Origin of the sequence: Streptomyces shinuiensis (assembly GCF_043660855.1) — a bacterium.
In the GTDB taxonomy this organism is placed as follows: Bacteria; Actinomycetota; Actinomycetes; order Streptomycetales; family Streptomycetaceae; genus Streptomyces.
This window is the reverse complement of sequence record NZ_JBIHML010000001.1, coordinates 1015450-1032115: the sequence shown is the minus strand read 5'-3', so window position 1 is coordinate 1032115 and position 16666 is coordinate 1015450. Positions and strand designations below refer to the sequence as shown.

Genomic DNA, 16666 nt, shown 5'->3' with positions numbered 1-16666 from the left:
CCGGCGCCCGCGGTGCGAACCGGCCGCCGCCGGTGGCTAGGGCTGAGCCGCCGCCCGTGCCTCACGGCGGTTGTCGCGGAAGGTGTTGACCCGGCGCGCGGTGGCGAACAGCGGGATCACCGCGCCCAGCACCAGCTGCAGCGCGCAGCCGGTCTGGAGCAGCAGCTCACCGCCCGGGGCGTCGAAGGCCCAGGCCGTCAGCAGGCCCATGCTCAGCACGATCCAGCCGAGCATCGCCACGGCCAGCAGCCCGCGCGGCTTGGGGTACTCCACCCGGCTCACCATCAGCCAGGCCACTCCGACGATGGCCAGCAGTGTCGGGACGAACGGCAGCTCCAGCAGCACGATCGAGACGACCGTCAGTGCCCCGAAGGGGCTGGGCATGCCCTGGAACACCCCGTTGGGCAGGGTGACGCAGGAGAACCTGGCAAGCCTCAGCACCACCGCCAGCAGCACCACGATCCCGGCGAGCGCCGAGACGCCCTGGTGCGCGTCGTTGGCCACCATGCCCCAGACCAGCACGAAGTACGCGGGCGCCAGCCCGAAGCTGATCAGGTCGGAGAGGTTGTCCAGCTCCGCGCCCATCGCCGAGCTGCGCAGCTTGCGCGCCACGAGTCCGTCGAAGAGGTCGAAGACCGAGGCCAGCAGCATCAGCATCACGGCGGTCGCGGCGCTGTGCCGGGCCATGCCGCCGTCGCCGTTGCCCGTCAGATGCGGGATCAGGACGCCGGTGGTGGTGAAGTACACCGCCAGGAAGCCGCAGGTGGCGTTGCCCAGGGTGAGTGCGTCGGCTATCGACAGCCGCATGGACAGCGGCATGTCGCCCATCTCGTCGCCGTCGTCCTCCGGGCCGGCCTCGGGGACCCACTGGTTCTTGGGGTCAATCACGGTCAAGGCGAGTCACCCCCGCGGTCGTGGGCTGGCCGACCTCGACGGCGACCTCGACGCCCTCCGGGAGATAGAGGTCGACACGGGAGCCGAAACGGATCAGGCCGATCCGCTCACCCTGCTCGACCTTGGCGCCCTGCTCGGTGTACGGCACGATCCGCCGGGCCACGGCGCCGGCGATCTGGACCATCTCGATGTCGCCCAGCTCGGTGTCGAAGTGCCAGACGACCCGCTCGTTGTTCTCGCTCTCCTTGTTGAACGCCGGAACGAAGCCGCCGGGCACGTGCTCGACGGAGGTCACCGTGCCCGCCAGCGGGGCGCGGTTGACATGGACGTTCAGCGGGCTCATGAAGATCGCGACGCGGGTGCGCCCGTCCTTCCACGGCATGATGCTCTGCACCACGCCGTCGGCCGGGGAGATGACGCGGCCCTGGGCGATCTCCCGCTCGGGGTCGCGGAAGAACCACAGCATGCCCGCCGCCAGGACGGTGGCGGGCACTGCCGCCACCGCTGCGCCTCTCGAACGCCTGGCGCGGGCCAGGCTGAGGGCGGCGGTGGCGACGGTCGGGAGGAGCCACGGCGATGCTCCGCGCGCGAGACGGATGCGGCCGCGTTGTGCAGAGGATGGGCTGTGGGGCATGGATGACCTTCGTAGCGGAGGGTGCCGCGTAAACACGGGGGACGGCGGCTTTCCCGGGATGCTATCGGTTACCGGTGGCAACTGGGCAAGCCAGAGCACCTGTCGGGACCGCGGGCTCCCCGGAAGGCCTCGGTTCGGGGTGTCGTCCCTTTGAAGGGAAAACACCCCGAATGAGGCATTCTACCCCTGGATCCTGTACTCCTCCAGGAGCCGGCGTCCCACGATCATCTTCTGGATCTCGGCGGTGCCCTCGCCGATCAGGAGCATCGGGGCCTCACGGTACAGCCGTTCGATCTCGTACTCCTTGGAGAAACCGTAACCGCCATGGATGCGGAACGCGTCCTCCACGACCTCCTTGCAGTACTCCGAGGCGAGATATTTGGCCATTCCCGCCTCCAGGTCGTTGCGCTGCCCGGAGTCCTTCTTCCGTGCGGCGCCGACCATCAGGGCGTGCGCAGCCTCCACCTTGGTGGCCATTTCGGCCAACTTGAACTGAATTGCCTGGTGCTGGGCGATCGGCTTGCCGAAGGTGTGCCGCTGCTGGGCGTAGGAGACGCCCAGCTCGAAGGCGCGCTGGGCCACGCCGCAGCCGCGCGCGGCCACGTTGACCCGGCCGACCTCGACGCCGTCCATCATCTGGTAGAAGCCGCGGCCGGTCGCGCCCCCCAGGACCCGGTTCTCCGGGACGCGCAGGCCGTCCAGGATCAGCTCGGTGGTGTCGACGCCCTTGTAGCCCATCTTGTCGATCTTGCCGGGGATCGTCAGACCCGGCTTGACCTCGCCGAAACCCGGCTCCTTCTCGATCAGGAAGGTGGTCATCGACCTGTGCGGGGCGGTTCCCTCCGGGTGGCCCTCGTCGGTGCGGCACAGCACCGCCACCAGCGAGGAGGTGCCGCCGTTGGTCAGCCACATCTTCTGGCCGGTCAGGACGTAGCCGTCGCCGTCGCGCACACCCTTGGTGGTGATGGCCGACACGTCCGAGCCCAGGCCCGGCTCGGACATCGAGAAGGCGCCGCGGACCTCGCCGGCCGCCATCCTCGGCAGGAAGTACTCCTTCTGTTCCCGGGTGCCGTGCTGCTTGAGCATGTACGCGACGATGAAGTGCGTGTTGATGATGCCGGACACGCTCATCCAGCCGCGGGCGATCTCCTCCACGCACAGGGCGTAGGTGAGCAGTGACTCCCCGAGACCGCCGTACTCCTCCGGGATCATCAGGCCGAAGACCCCCAGCTCCTTGAGGCCCTCCACGATCTGGGCCGGGTACTCGTCCCGGTGCTCCAGCTCGGTGGCGACCGGGATGATCTCCTTGTCGACGAAGCCGCGGACGGTGGAGACGATCTCCCGCTGGATGTCCGTCAGGCCCTCGGTCTGCGCCAGGCGCCCCATGTCACTTGCCTCCCTTTCCGGAGTCCCGCCCGTCCGTGCGCAGCTCGGGACGGCCGGGCTGCTCACCTCCGCGCGCCTCGATGTACTCGGCGGTGGGCACCATCACCTTGCGGCGGAAGACGCACACCAGGGTGCCGTCCTGCTTGTAGCCCTTGGTCTCGACGTGGACGATGCCGCGGTCGGACTTCGAGCGCGACGGCGTCTTGTCCAGGACGGTGGTCTCGCCGTAGACGGTGTCGCCGTGGAAGGTCGGCGCCACGTGCCGCAGCGACTCGATCTCCAGGTTGGCGATCGCCTTGCCGGAGACGTCCGGCACGGACATGCCCAGCAGCAGCGAGTAGATGTAGTTGCCGACCACCACGTTCCTGCCGAAGTCCGTCGTCCTCTCGGCGTAGTTGGTGTCCATGTGGAGCGGGTGGTGGTTCATGGTCAGCAGGCAGAACAGATGGTCGTCGTACTCCGTGACCGTCTTGCCGGGCCAGTGCCGGTAGACGTCCCCGACCTCGAACTCCTCGTAGGTGCGGCCGAACTGCATGGTGTGAGTCTCCGTGGTGTGGTGGAAGAACGGGGGTACCGGACCGGGCCGCCCCCCTTCCCCGGCCCCTTCCTCCGCCCCGGGGAGGCGGCGGAGGGGGAGCGGGGAGCCGGGAGCGGCCCGCGGTGGTGTGGCTCAGGCGGCCGGCGGCTCGAACTTCGAGGTCCGCTCCATGCCGGCGGCCCGGCCCTTGCCCGCTATGACCAGGGCCATCTTGCGGCTGGCCTCGTCGATCATCTCGTCGCCGAGCATCGCCGAGCCCTTCTTGCCGCCCGCCTCGGAGGTGAAGTACTCGTAGGCGTCCAGGATCAGCTCAGCGTGGTCGTAGTCCTCCTGGGAGGGGGAGAAGACCTCGTTGGCCGCATCGACCTGGCCGGGGTGCAGCACCCACTTGCCGTCGAAGCCGAGGGCCGCGGCGCGCTCGGCGACGGCACGGAAGCCGTCCACGTTCTTGATCTGCAGGTAGGGCCCGTCGACGGCCTGCAGGTTGTGGGTGCGGGCGGCCATCAGGATCCGCATGAGGATGTAGTGGTAGGCGTCGGCCGGGTAGCCGGGCGGCTGCTCGCCCACGACCAGGGACTTCATGTTGATGGAGGCCATGAAGTCGGCCGGGCCGAAGATGATGGTCTCCAGCCGGGGCGAGGCGGCGGCGATCTCGTCGACGTTCACCAGGCCCTTGGCGTTCTCGATCTGCGCCTCGATGCCGATGCGGCCGACCTCGAAGCCCATCGTGGTCTCGATCTGCGTCAGCAGCATGTCCAGCGCCCTGACCTGGGCGGCGTCCTGCACCTTCGGCAGCATGATGCAGTCCAGGCTGGGGCCCGCGCCCTCGACGACCGTGATCACGTCGCGGTACGTCCAGTGGGTGGTCCAGTCGTTGACGCGCACCACCCGGGTCTTGCCCGTCCAGTCGCCCTCGTTGAGGAACTTCACGACGGTGTGCCGGGCCTCGGGCTTGGCCAGCGGGGCGCAGGCGTCCTCCAGGTCCAGGAAGACCTGGTCGGCGGCCAGCCCCTGGGCCTTCTCCAGGAAGCGGGGGTTGCTGCCCGGCACCGCGAGGCACGAGCGGCGGGGACGCAGCCGGTTGACGGGCGTGGTCATGCGGGGACCTCCAGGGGATCGAGCTTGTTCGCGGTACGGATCTCGTCGACGATACGGCCGATGATCTCCGTGATGCCGAAGTCCTTCGGGGTGAAGACCGCCGCCACCCCGGCGGCGCGCAGCGCCTCGGCGTCCGCGTTCGGGATGATGCCGCCGACGATGACGGGGACGTCGTTGACGCCGGCCCGGTGCAGCCGGTCCAGTACGTCGGGCACCAGCTCGGCGTGCGAGCCGGAGAGGATCGACAGCCCCACGCAGTGCACGTCCTCGGCGACGGCCGCCGAGACGATCTGCTCGGGAGTGAGCCGGATGCCCTGGTAGACCACCTCGAAGCCCGCGTCGCGGGCCCGTACGGCGATCTGCTCGGCCCCGTTGCTGTGCCCGTCCAGACCGGGCTTGCCCACCAGCAGGCGCAGCCTGCCGCAGCCCAGTTCGGCGGCGGTGGCCTCCGCCCTCCGGCGCACCTCGGCCAGCCGCGAGCCCTCCTCGGCGGGGGTCGCCACGGGCGCGGAGCTCACGCCGGTGGGGGCCCGGTACTCGCCGAAGACGTCGCGCAGGGCCCAGGCCCACTCACCGGTGGTCACCCCGGCCCGGGCGCACTCGAGGGTGGCCGGCATCAGGTTGTCCCTGCCGGCCGCGGCCCGCTTCAGCTCGGCGAGCGCCCGGTGGGCGTGGGCCTCGTCCCGCCCGTCGCGCCACCGCTGGAGGGCGGCGACGACGTTCCGCTCCACCGCCGGGTCCACGGTCATGATGGCCGTGTCCAGGTCGGCGGTGAGCGGGTTGGGCTCGGTGGACTCGAAGCAGTTGACCCCGACGATCTTCTCCTCGCCGGCCTCGATGCGGGCCCGGCGCTCGGCGTGCGAGGCGACCAGCCGCGACTTCAGGTAGCCGGACTCCACCGCCGCCATCGCGCCGCCCATCTCCTGGATGCGCTCGATCTCGGCGAGGGCGCCCTCGGCCAGTTCGGCGGTCCTGGCCTCGACCACATGCGATCCGGCGAACAGGTCGTCGTACTCCAGCAGGTCGCTCTCATGGGCGAGGACCTGCTGGATGCGCAGCGACCACTGCTGGTCCCAGGGCCTGGGCAGGCCGAGCGCCTCGTTCCACGCGGGCAGCTGCACGGCGCGGGCGCGGGCGTCCTTGGAGAGGGTGACCGCCAGCATCTCCAGCACGATGCGCTGGACGTTGTTCTCCGGCTGCGCCTCGGTCAGCCCCAGGGAGTTGACCTGGACGCCGTAGCGGAACCGGCGGTGCTTGGGGTTCTCGATCCCGTACCGCTCGCGGGTGATCTTGTCCCAGATGCGGGTGAAGGCCCGCATCTTGCACATCTCCTCGACGAAGCGGACGCCCGCGTTGACGAAGAAGGAGATGCGCCCGACGACATCGCCCATCCGCTCGGCGGGGACCTGCCCGGAGTCGCGCACCGCGTCCAGCACCGCGATGGCGGTGGACATCGCGTAGGCGATCTCCTGCACCGGTGTGGCCCCGGCCTCCTGCAGGTGGTAGCTGCAGATGTTGATCGGGTTCCACTTGGGCATGTGCGCCACGGTGTAGGCGATGGTGTCGGTGGTCAGACGCAGGGAGGGACCCGGCGGGAAGACGTGCGTCCCGCGCGAGAGGTACTCCTTGACGATGTCGTTCTGCGTCGTCCCCGACAGCCCGGAGATGTCCGCGCCCTGCTCCTCGGCGACCACCTGGTACAGGGCCAGCAGCCACATGGCGGTGGCGTTGATGGTCATCGAGGTGTTCATCCGCTCCAGGGGGATGTCCTGGAACAGCCGGCGCATGTCACCGAGGTGGCAGACCGGGACCCCGACCCGGCCGACCTCGCCGCGGGCGAGGACGTGGTCGGGGTCGTAGCCGGTCTGGGTGGGCAGGTCGAAGGCGACCGACAGGCCGGTCTGCCCCTTGGCGAGGTTGCGCCGGTACAGCTCGTTGGACGCCTCGGCCGTGGAGTGCCCGGCGTACGTCCGCATCAGCCACGGACGGTCTTTCTGGCGCTCAGCCATGGGGGTGACCTCTACACGTTCCGGAAACGGTTGATGGCGTCGACGTGCTTGGCCCGCATCTCCGCGTCGCGCACGCCCATGCCCTCGCGCGGGGCCAGGCACAGCACGCCGACCTTGCCCTGGTGGGCGTTGCGGTGCACGTCGTGGGCGGCCTGGCCGGTCTCCTCCAGGGAGTACGTCTTGGACAGGGTGGGGTGGATCTTGCCCTTGGCGATCAGGCGGTTGGCCTCCCACGCCTCGCGGTAGTTGGCGAAGTGGGAACCGATGATGCGCTTGAGCGACATCCACAGGTAGCGGTTGTCGTAGCTGTGCATGTAGCCGGAGGTGGAGGCGCAGGTGACGATGGTGCCGCCCTTGCGGGTGACGTAGACGGAGGCGCCGAAGGTCTCGCGTCCGGGGTGCTCGAAGACGATGTCCACGTCCTCGCCGCCGGTCAGCTCGCGGATGCGCTTGCCGAAGCGCTTCCACTCCCGGGGGTCCTGGGTGTTCTCGTCCTTCCAGAACCGGTAGTCCTCGGCGTTGCGGTCGATGATCGCCTCCGCGCCCATGGCGCGGCAGATCTCGGCCTTCTGCGGGGAGGAGACCACGCAGATGGGGTTGGCGCCGCCGGCCAGGGCCATCTGGGTGGCGTAGGAGCCCAGGCCGCCGGAGGCCCCCCAGATCAGGACGTTGTCGCCCTGCTTCATGCCGGCGCCGTTGCGGGAGACGAGCTGCCGGTAGGCGGTGGAGTTCACCAGGCCGGGGGCGGCGGCTTCCTCCCAGGAGAGGTGGCCGGGCTTGGGCATGAGCTGGTTGGACTTCACCAGCGCGATCTCGGCCAGGCCGCCGAAGTTGGTCTCGAAGCCCCAGATGCGCTGCTCGGGGTCGAGCATGGTGTCGTTGTGGCCGTCGGCGTTCTCCAGCTCCACCGACAGGCAGTGGGCGACGACCTCGTCGCCGGGCTGCCAGGCGTTGACGCCGGGGCCGGTGCGCAGCACCACGCCGGCCAGGTCGGAGCCGATGATGTGGTACGGCAGGTCGTGGCGCCTGGCCAGCTCCGAGGTGCGGCCGTAGCGCTCCAGGAAGCCGAAGGTCGACAGCGGCTCGAAGATCGAGGTCCACACCGAGTTGTAGTTCACCGAGGAGGCCATGACCGCCACCAGGGCTTCGCCGGGGCCCAGCTCCGGCAGGGGCACCTCGTCCAGGTGCAGGGACTTGCGCGGGTCCTTCTCCCGGGTGGGCATCCCGGCGAACATGTCGACCTCGTCCTTGTGCACGGTGATCGCGCGGTAGGACTCGGGCAGCGCCAGGTTGGCGAAGTCGGCGGGCTTGCTGTCCGACGCGAGGATCGCGTCCAGGATTTCCTTCACTGTGGCCTCCGGCGAGCGTTCGGGGACGCTTGAGGGGTCGCTGGGGTCTTCTTCGGTCTTGTGTGAGCTGCTGGTGCCGTCGGTTCGGCGGTGGTACTGCGGCTCGGCGCGGTAGCGCTGAAGGTGCCTGTGACGCAGGCGCCCGGGCGCACGGCAGTGACCGCGGGGACAGTGCCCGGACACCGCTCACGTTATGGCACTGCGTGCCAGTTCACAAGACACTGCGTGCCAAGAATTTCCCTCAATTGTCATCGGGAGTGCACGCATGAGCGGGGTGCAGGCGGAAGCGGCCGCCTCCCGGGGGAGGCGGCCGCGTGTCCGTGTCCGATTGTTCTGATTATGTCCGACCGCTCCGGTTTCCGCTCGCGCTCGATGTGCCGCGCGGTGCTCAGCCCCGCCGCAGGGCTTCCTCGATCGTGCGCATCACCTGGTCCAGCGGGGCGTCGGTGCGCGCCACCGTCACCAGCACCTCGCCCTCCCGGCCGCTCGCCACGTCCGTTCCGCCCGTCCCGGCCGGCAGGTCGGCCGCCGCCCGGCTGGCGACGAAGCCGGTGCCGAAGGTCCGACGCACGGTGGCGAAGGCCCGGTCCAGCTGGGCCTCCACATCGCCCTGGCCGCCCGCGCGCAGCCAGCGCCGCAGCACGTGGTTGTGCGCGGTGACCACCGCCGACGCCGCCACCTCGGCCAGCAGCGGCTCGTCGAGACCGTCCTCGTCGCCGTCCCGGTGGGCCACGGCGGACTCGTCGAAGTGGCCCAGCAGATACCGGGTGAACAGCCGCTCGTAGCGGGCCACGGACGCGATCTCCCGCTCCCGCAGCGTGGGCACCTCGCGGGTGAGCCGGTAGCGCTCCACCGACACCGCCGGGGAGGCCGCGTACATCCGCATGACCTCCTTGATGCCGCGGCACACGGTGTCCAGCGGGTTCTCGTGCGCGGGCGCCGCGTCCAGCACCGCCTTGGCGCGCTCCAGGGTGTCGTCGTGGTCCGGGAAGATCGCCTCTTCCTTGGAGCGGAAGTGCCGGAAGAAGGTGCGCCGGGCCACCCCGGCCGCGGCCGCGATCTCGTCGACCGTGGTCTCCTCGTAGCCCTTGGTGGCGAAGAGTTCCATCGCGGCGGCGGCCAGCTCACGGCGCATCTTCAGACGCTGGCTGGGCACGTTGGGGCGGGCGGACCGAACGGACTGCGACATGTGGGGAACGTTACACGGCGCACCGCCGCCGGCGGGTGGGCCGCCGGGATCCAGCAGCCCGCCCCACCCGGAGTCCGCCCGGGGCGGGAACGCCGGGGTCGCCGGGCTCACCGCCTCGCGTACTCGCGGAAGCCGCGTCCGCTCTTGCGACCCAGGCAGCCCGCCGCGACCAGGTGCTCCAGCAGGGGCGCCGGGGCCAGGCCCGGCTCGCGGAACTCCTCGTGCAGCACCTTCTCGATCGCCAGGGAGACGTCCAGGCCGACCACGTCCAGCAACTCGAACGGACCCATCGGGTAGCCGCCGCCGAGCTTCATGGCCGCGTCGACGGCGTCCATGTCGGCGTAGTGCTCCTGCACCATCTTGATCGCGTTGTTCAGGTACGGGAACAGCAGCGCGTTGACGATGAAGCCCGCCCGGTCGCCGCAGTCCACCGGGTGCTTGCGGATCCTTCCGCACACCTCGCGCACGGTGGCGTGGACGTCGTCGCCGGTCAGGACGGTGCTCACCACCTCCACCAGCTTCATCGCGGGCGCGGGGTTGAAGAAGTGCATGCCGATCACGTCCCGCGGGCGCGAGGTCGCGCGGGCGCAGGCGACCACCGGCAGCGAGGAGGTGGTGGTGGCCAGTACCGTGCCCGGCTTGCACACCTCGTCCAGCGACGCGAACAGACCCTTCTTGACCTCCAGGTCCTCGGCCACCGCCTCGACCGCCAGGTCCACGTCCGCCATCGCGGACAGCGAGCCGGCCGGGGTGACCCTGGCGAGCGTCTCGTCGCGGGCCCCGGCGCTCATCCGGCCCTTCTTCACCGACCGCTCCAGCGAGGAGGCGATCCGCGCCGTGGCCGCCTGTGCCTTCTCGTCGCTGCGCGCGACCAGCACCACGTCGTAGCCGGCCTTGGCGAACACCTCGGCGATGCCGCTGGCCATGGTCCCCGAGCCCGCCACGCCGACGGAGCGCACCTGGCGCGGGGTGCCCCGCAGCTCGCCCTCGCGCGGGGTGAGTGCGTCCGGCACCATCGTCGCCGAACCCGGCGCCTCGTAAGTGTAGAAGCCGCGCCCGGCCTTGCGGCCCGTCAGGCCGGCGGCGCTGAGCTGGCCCAGGATCGGGGCGGGGGCGTGCAGCCGGTCGCGGGACTCGGCGTACATCGCCTCCAGCACGGTGCGGGCGGTGTCGACGCCGATCAGGTCCAGCAGGGCGAGCGGGCCCATCGGCAGACCGCAGCCCAGGCGCATCGCGGCGTCGATGTCCTCGCGGGTGGCGTACTTCGACTCGTACATGGCCGCGGCCTGGTTGAGGTAGCCGAACAGCAGCCCGTCGGCGACGAAACCGGGCCGGTCGCCGACCGGGATCGGCTCCTTGCCCAGGTCGACGGCGAGACCGGTGACCGCGGCGACCGCCTCGGGGGAGGTGAGCACACAGGAGACGATCTCCACCAGCCTCATCGCGGGCGCGGGGTTGAAGAAGTGCATCCCCAGCACGCGCTCGGGGTGCGCGGAGTCGGCCGCGAGCCGGGTGACCGACAGGGCGTTGGTGCCGGTGGCGATGACGGCCGACGGCTTGACGATGCCGTCCAGTTCGGTGATGACGCGCTGCTTGAGCCCGTAGTCCTCCGGCACCACCTCGATGACCAGATCGGCCTCGGCCGCGGCCTGGAGGTCGCAGAAGGTGCGGAAGCGGGCGAGCGCGTCGCGCCGCTCCTGCTCGGTGATCCGCTCGCGCTCCACGGCGCGGGCGGTGGAGGCCTCCAGCGCGGCGACGGCCCGGCGGGCGGCGTTCTCGTCGGTGTCGATGCCGATGACCTCGCGGCCGGCGCGGGCCAGGACCTCGGCGATGCCGGTGCCCATGGTGCCGAGGCCGACCACGGCGACAGTGGTGAGGGTGGGACGGTCCATCACGGGACTCCAGGGAAGAGGAAGAGACGGTGACGACTGCGGGGGAGAAAAGGGGAGAGGGGCGGGCGAGGGCGCGCGGGAGCGCCGGGCCCGAGGCGTTACGCGGGTGTGGAACGAGCGAGAGCGGCCCTGTCCCGGGGCCGTGCTCGACCTGCGTGTATGCGTGCTGAACCGACTGCACACCGGACGGCTGCGTCACCAGGCCGTCCGACTGAGCGGGGGTACCGCTCCGATGAGCAGGCTAACCTGCGGGTAACCCGAATGCCAGAGGGTAGACCGCTTCCAGGAATGTGGCACATACCACAGGGAGGTGACGTGCCGGTGGGCAGGGCGGGCACGATGGACCGCGAAATGGTGGACCGGCTGCGGGCCGAGGCGGATCCGGAGGAGTACGGGCGGCTGCTCGCCCTGGCCCGGCGGGACACGGCCGCCGCCCGCGACGCGCTGGCCGCCGAACTCACCGCCCCCGCCCGCCCCCTGTGGGCCCGGGAGCTGGCCGCCTGCACCCTGGGCCGGGCCGGGGATCCCCGGGCCTTCGAGACCCTGGTGTTCCTGCTCAACCACCGCGAACCGGCCCGCTGCGCCGCCGCGGCCCGCGCCCTGCTGCGCCTGGGTGACCCGCGTACCGCCCGCGCCGCGGCGGCGCTGGCGACCAACGAGCTGCGCACCTCCTACGCGCTGCACCCCGTACGGCTGCTGGCCGCCCTGCGCGCGCCGCAGTCCGCGCCGACCCTGATCCGCGTCCTGGACCGGCTGCTGGCCGGCCCCGTCCACCACTGGCAGGTGGCCCGCGCCTGCGTGGACGGGCTCGGGGCACTGGGCGACGCGCGGGCCCGCCTGGTGCTGCTGGCCGCCCGGGAGCGCGAGGAACTGCGCGCGGCGGCCGACGAGGCGCTGTGCAGGCTCTGACCCGGCGGGGCCGGTGCCGGCCCGGAGTCCGGGGAGCCGGGATCGTCGCCGACCCCGGCCGGGGCGGGTGCGCGGTGTCGCGCCCGGCCGTTCCCCGCCGGGGCCCGCGGTCCGTCCGGAGCAGGGGAACCCTTCCCCGGCGTAAGGGATGACATGGCCGTCGAGCTGTGAAACGCAGGCCGTTCCCGTGCGGCGCCTTGTGAAGCGCGCCACGGGCGGTTCATGGGTGCTGCTTCGAAGGCGGAGGCGGGGGAGCGTGGGGCACGCTCCAGACGCCCGGCGCGGCTCCGCGGCCCCGGCCGAACAGCCGGCCGCGCAGGCCGTCAGTAGCTCCACCAGCTCCCCTCGGAGGGCTGCGGGATCCAGGTGTAGATGCCGCTCTCGGCGGGGCCGCGCCGCCACACCCCCTTCACGCGGTCGGCCGGGTACTCCTCCAGGCAGTCCCACACGCCCAGGGAGTCGGTGTCCTCGATGACGATCTGGCCGTCGGCGGTGCGTCCGGCGCGTCCGGCCTCGACCAGTCTCTCCCGGCCATCCGTGAGTTGCAGCTTGAAGACGGCCATCCCTGATGCCTTTCCCCCGGCGGGACCGCCGTACGGTGGCGGCGGACCGCGGGTCTTCCGGTGTCTGCGGTGCGGTTGGGGGCGGCCACCCCCGAGGCTCCGGACGACGACGGAGCGGTGGCCCCGGAGGTGGCGTGGAAGCAGGCCGACCATGTCGGCGAGCGGTTTTACTCTAACGCAGGGGGAGGGTTGCATCATCTCCTCGCGCCCCGGCGGAGGCGTCCGAACGGGGAAACGGAACGGGAGGCGAGGGGGCGATGGTGAACGGACGGGAGCCCGTACGCGTATGACCACGTCGGAGCCGAGGAGGGCGGCGGCGCCGCTCGCGCCCGGTCCGTCCCAGCGCACGCGACCTCCCGGTTCGGCTCGCACAGGAACGGAACACCGGTTCCCGTCGGGGGTGACTCCGATTTGGGCGGGCGCGTCGCGGGTGGTTGGGTGGCGTCAGAGGCCGCCGCGACGGCCGGCCGTCGGACCGCCGGGGCCGCGGGGCCACCAGGACCACCAGGGGAGCAGTCATGGCGCAGGTCGAATCCACCACGCAGCGCGAGATCGCGGCCGGCCCGGAGGACGTGTTCGACGCGCTCGCCGACTACAGCGGGACCCGGGGCAGGCTGCTGCCCGGGCAGTTCGGTGAGTACGAGGTGCGCGAGGGCGGCGACGGCAAGGGCACGCTCGTCCACTGGAAGCTCCGGGCGACCTCCAAGCGGGTCCGCGACTGCCTGATGGAGGTGGACGAGCCCATGGAGGGGCAGCTGGTCGAACGCGACCGCAACTCCTCGATGGTCACCACCTGGACCGTCACCCCGGGCTCGGCCGAGGGCACCTCGCGGGTCACCGTCACCACCGCATGGAAGGGCGCGGGCGGCGTCGGCGGTTTCTTCGAGCGCGCCTTCGCTCCCAAGGGGCTCGCCCGCGTCTACGACGAGCTGCTCGCCAACCTCGCCGCCGAGACCGAGGGCCGCGCGGGCGCCTGACCGTCCACCGCGCCCGACCTGCGGCGTTCCGCCCCGCAGCACCCCCGGCCGGACAGGGGCGCGCCCGGATGCACGAACCGCGCCGGACGGGGTAGGCGGGCTCTCCCGGCGGCCGTACCCGCGGCCCGCAGACGGACGAGGGAGAGATCCCGTGAACGCCACACTCGAAGACGGCGGCTCCCCGCAGGGCATCCGGAGCACCGATCCCGCGATCACGGCCGCCGTGCACATGCCGATCTTCGAGAAGTACTTCGCCCCGGACCTGCCGCTGGTCGACGCCGACTGCGGCAACGGGGCCCAGACGGTCTTCCTGGCCGGGCGCTTCCACCCCTGCGTCGGAGTCGACCGCTCGGCCGCCGTCCTGGAGCGCGCCCGGACGGCGGTGGGGGAGGGGGCCGGCGGGCGCTCCGCGCCCGACTTCCGGCAGCTCGACGCCGCCGACCCCGCCGCGATGCGGCGGCTGCGCGACGAACTGGGCGACGCCAACGTCTACCTGCGCGGCGTCCTCCGGCGCAGCGGACCCGCCGGCCGCGCCCGCGTCGCCGAGTCCGTCGCGGCGCTGGTGGGTGAGCGCGGCCGCGCCTTCGTGGTGGAGGCCGCGCCCGAGGCCGACGCGGCCCTGGCGCAGGGGGCGGGCGCCGCCCACCCCGCCGAACTGCCCGGCTCCTCCGACACCCCCGGTCTCCCCGGCCTGCCGCACACGCCGGGCGCCCCACAGGCCCCCGGGCGGGAACCGGCGGAACCCGTCGAACCCGTCGTACCCGTCGTACCTGCCGAACTCGCGGAACGGGCCGGACCGTTCACCGCGGCCGGGCTGCGGGTGCTCGCCGGCGGCTCGCTCCCGCTGTCCACGACCGGCTTCGAACCGGACGGCTCACGCCTCGACCTCCCGTCGAACTGGCTGGTGGTGGGCCGGGGTGACTGACGCCAAAGACGTGGACCGGTGACACCGGCCAGGCGGCCCACCCTGGTCTTTGACGCCGCCCGGGCTGGGCGTAACGTGGCCTTCCATGACGAAGATCCTGATCAGCGCCGACATGGAGGGCGCCACGGGGGTGACCTGGCCCGCCGACGTCCTGCCCGGGACCCCGCAGTGGGAACGCTGCCGCCCGATGTTCACCTCCGACGTGAACGCGGCGATCGCCGGCTTCCTCGACGGCGGCGCGGACGAGGTGCTGGTCAACGAGGCGCACTGGACGATGCGCAACCTGCTGCTGGAGAAGCTGGACGACCGCGCCCAGATGCTCACCGGCCGCCACAAGTCGCTCAGCATGGTCGAGGGCGTCCAGCACGGCGGCGTCGACGGCATCGCCTTCGTCGGCTACCACACCGGCGCCGGAGCCGAGGGCGTCCTGGCCCACACCTACCTCGCCAACTCCCTCACCGGCGTGTGGCTGGACGGGGAGCGGGCCAGTGAGGGCCGCCTCAACGCCGCGGTGGTGGCCGAGTACGGCGTCCCCGTCGTCCTGGTCACCGGCGACGACCGCACCTGCGCCGACGCCCGCGGCTACGCCCCCGCCGCGCGCGGCGTCGCCGTCAAGGACTACGTCTCCCGCTACGCCGCCGTCTGCCGCACCCCCGCCCGCGCCGCCGCCGACATCCGCGCGGCGGCGAAGGAGGCGGTCGCGCTGGCCGTGCGCCACGAGCCCGCCGGCCCCCGGCCCCGCACGGTCGAGATCGAGTTCGACGCCGAGCACCTGGCCGGCGCGGCCACCGTCGTGCCCGGTGTGGAGCAGACGGGTGAGCGCCGGGTGGCGTACACATCGCCGTCCATGTACGAGGGGATCCGCACCTTCAAGGCGGTCACCACGGTCGTCTCTGCCGCAGTGGAGGAGCAGTATGGCTGAGCGCATCGACAACCAGGCACTCGACGAGGCGGTCGCCTTCACCTCCGAGCTGATCCACATCGACTCCGTCAACCTCGGCAACGGCGACGGCACCGAGCGCAAGGCCGCCGAGTACGTCGCCGGGAAGCTGTCCGACGCCGGGATCGAGCCGGTGGTGCTGGAGAAGGTCCGCGGCCGCACCAACGTCGTCGCCCGCATCGAGGGCACCGACCCGTCCGCCGACGCGCTGCTCGTCCACGGCCATCTGGACGTGGTGCCCGCCGAGCCCGCCGACTGGACCGTCCACCCCTTCTCCGGCGAGGTCCGCGACGACGTGGTCTGGGGCCGCGGCGCGGTCGACATGAAGAACGCCGACGCGATGGTCCTCGCGGTCGTCCGCGCCTGGGCCAGAGCCGGGGTGCGCCCCCGCCGCGACATCGTCCTCGCCTTCACCGCCGACGAGGAGGACACCGGCCAGTACGGTGCCGACTTCCTCGCCCGCGAGCACCCCGAGCTGTTCGAGGGCTGCACCGAGGGCATAAGCGAGTCCGGCGCCTACACCTTCCACGCCGGCGGAGGCCTGCAGCTCTACCCGATCGCGGCGGGCGAGCGCGGCACGGCCTGGATGGAGCTGACCGCCACCGGCCGGGCCGGACACGGCTCCAAGGTCAACCGCGCCAACGCGGTGAGCCGGCTGGCCGCCGCGGTGCACCGCGTCGGCGAGCACGCCTGGCCGGTGCGGCTGTCGAAGACGGTGCGCGCCGCCCTCACCGAGCTGTCCCGACTCCACGGGCTGAACGCCCCGGACTTCGACGCCCCCGACTTCGACGTGGACGCCCTGCTGGCCAAGCTGGGCCCGTCCGCCAAGCTGGTCGAGGCCACCGTGCGCAACAGCACCAACCCCACCGGGCTCAAGGCCGGGTACAAGATCAACGTCATCCCCGGCGCCGCCGAGGCGCATGTGGACGGGCGGATGCTCCCCGGCACCGAGGAGGAGTTCACCGCCACCATGGACGAGCTCACCGGCCCGGACGTGGACTGGGAGTTCTACCACCGCGGCCCGGCCCTCCAGGCGCCGGTCGACTCGCGCACCTTCGCCGTGCTGCGCGAGTCCCTGGAGCACTTCGATCCCGAAGCCCACGTCATCCCGTTCTGCATGACCGGCGGCACCGACGCCAAGCAGTTCGCGGAACTGGGCATCGTGGGCTACGGCTTCACCCCGCTGAGGCTGCCCGAGGGGCTGAACTACCAGGCGATGTTCCACGGCGTCGACGAGCGCGTCCCCGTGGACGCCCTCCACTTCGGCGTCCGGGTCATGGACCGCGCCCTGTTCGCCCTCTGAGCCCCGGGCCGCCCCGGCCGCACCCTTTCCGAAGAACCCGCCGAGCCCGCGAGGAGCCGC

General features: G+C 71.8%; 15 protein-coding genes. 5 read left to right on the top strand and 10 right to left on the bottom strand.

Annotation, left to right across the window (positions count from 1 at the left end; genetic code table 11):
* Window positions 1-36: 36 nt before the first annotated feature.
* The 9 genes from pssA to ACGRHY_RS04550 form a co-directional block, all read right to left on the bottom strand.
* Complete coding sequence (gene pssA / locus ACGRHY_RS04590; RefSeq protein WP_394634105.1) at window positions 37-894, bottom strand: CDP-diacylglycerol--serine O-phosphatidyltransferase; 858 nt, start codon at window positions 892-894, stop codon at window positions 37-39.
* Window positions 881-1528 carry a phosphatidylserine decarboxylase gene (locus ACGRHY_RS04585; protein WP_394634104.1) on the bottom strand — a complete coding sequence of 216 codons (648 nt, stop codon included), beginning with the start codon at window positions 1526-1528 and terminating at the stop codon, window positions 881-883. Before ACGRHY_RS04585 ends, pssA begins: the two co-directional genes overlap by 14 nt.
* Before the next feature lie 180 nt (window positions 1529-1708).
* Entirely contained in the window at window positions 1709-2914 is a 1206-nt protein-coding gene (locus tag ACGRHY_RS04580; RefSeq protein WP_394634103.1) for an acyl-CoA dehydrogenase family protein, read from the bottom strand.
* A 1-nt stretch (window position 2915) separates the two neighbouring features.
* Window positions 2916-3449 (bottom strand): MaoC family dehydratase, encoded by a 534-nt coding sequence (locus tag ACGRHY_RS04575; protein ID WP_394634102.1) that lies wholly within the window; start codon window positions 3447-3449, stop codon window positions 2916-2918.
* Between the two features lie 135 nt (window positions 3450-3584).
* The gene (locus tag ACGRHY_RS04570; protein WP_394634101.1) at window positions 3585-4550 is read right to left on the bottom strand and encodes an HpcH/HpaI aldolase/citrate lyase family protein; all 966 of its coding nucleotides are present in this window, start codon (window positions 4548-4550) and stop codon (window positions 3585-3587) included.
* Entirely contained in the window at window positions 4547-6559 is a 2013-nt protein-coding gene (locus ACGRHY_RS04565; protein WP_394634100.1) for a protein meaA, read from the bottom strand. Before ACGRHY_RS04565 ends, ACGRHY_RS04570 begins: the two co-directional genes overlap by 4 nt.
* Window positions 6560-6570: 11 nt before the next feature.
* Window positions 6571-7908 (bottom strand): crotonyl-CoA carboxylase/reductase, encoded by a 1338-nt coding sequence (gene ccrA, locus ACGRHY_RS04560; protein WP_394634099.1) that lies wholly within the window; start codon window positions 7906-7908, stop codon window positions 6571-6573.
* Between the two features lie 388 nt (window positions 7909-8296).
* Window positions 8297-9097 carry a TetR family transcriptional regulator gene (locus tag ACGRHY_RS04555; RefSeq protein WP_394634098.1) on the bottom strand — a complete coding sequence of 267 codons (801 nt, stop codon included), beginning with the start codon at window positions 9095-9097 and terminating at the stop codon, window positions 8297-8299.
* 107 nt (window positions 9098-9204) lie between these two features.
* Window positions 9205-10989, bottom strand: coding sequence for a 3-hydroxyacyl-CoA dehydrogenase family protein (locus tag ACGRHY_RS04550; RefSeq protein WP_394634097.1), 1785 nt, complete (start codon window positions 10987-10989; stop codon window positions 9205-9207).
* 339 nt (window positions 10990-11328) lie between these two features.
* On the opposite strand from ACGRHY_RS04550, the gene ACGRHY_RS04545 reads away from it, so the two are divergent.
* On the top strand, window positions 11329-11898 hold the full coding sequence (locus tag ACGRHY_RS04545; protein WP_394637922.1) for a HEAT repeat domain-containing protein: 570 nt from the start codon (window positions 11329-11331) through the stop codon (window positions 11896-11898).
* 323 nt (window positions 11899-12221) lie between these two features.
* Here ACGRHY_RS04545 and ACGRHY_RS04540 read toward each other — a convergent pair whose 3' ends face one another.
* Window positions 12222-12461 (bottom strand): hypothetical protein, encoded by a 240-nt coding sequence (locus tag ACGRHY_RS04540; protein WP_394634096.1) that lies wholly within the window; start codon window positions 12459-12461, stop codon window positions 12222-12224.
* A gap of 518 nt (window positions 12462-12979) precedes the next feature.
* Between ACGRHY_RS04540 and ACGRHY_RS04535 the strand changes: the two genes are divergently transcribed.
* From ACGRHY_RS04535 to ACGRHY_RS04520, 4 genes are all read left to right on the top strand, one after another.
* Window positions 12980-13438, top strand: coding sequence for an SRPBCC family protein (locus ACGRHY_RS04535; protein ID WP_394634095.1), 459 nt, complete (start codon window positions 12980-12982; stop codon window positions 13436-13438).
* A gap of 151 nt (window positions 13439-13589) precedes the next feature.
* Complete coding sequence (locus ACGRHY_RS04530; protein WP_394634094.1) at window positions 13590-14363, top strand: SAM-dependent methyltransferase; 774 nt, start codon at window positions 13590-13592, stop codon at window positions 14361-14363.
* An 85-nt stretch (window positions 14364-14448) separates the two neighbouring features.
* Entirely contained in the window at window positions 14449-15285 is an 837-nt protein-coding gene (locus ACGRHY_RS04525) for a M55 family metallopeptidase (RefSeq protein ID WP_394634093.1), read from the top strand.
* On the top strand, window positions 15278-16606 hold the full coding sequence (locus ACGRHY_RS04520; protein WP_394634092.1) for a M20/M25/M40 family metallo-hydrolase: 1329 nt from the start codon (window positions 15278-15280) through the stop codon (window positions 16604-16606). Before ACGRHY_RS04525 ends, ACGRHY_RS04520 begins: the two co-directional genes overlap by 8 nt.
* Window positions 16607-16666: the final 60 nt, after the last annotated feature.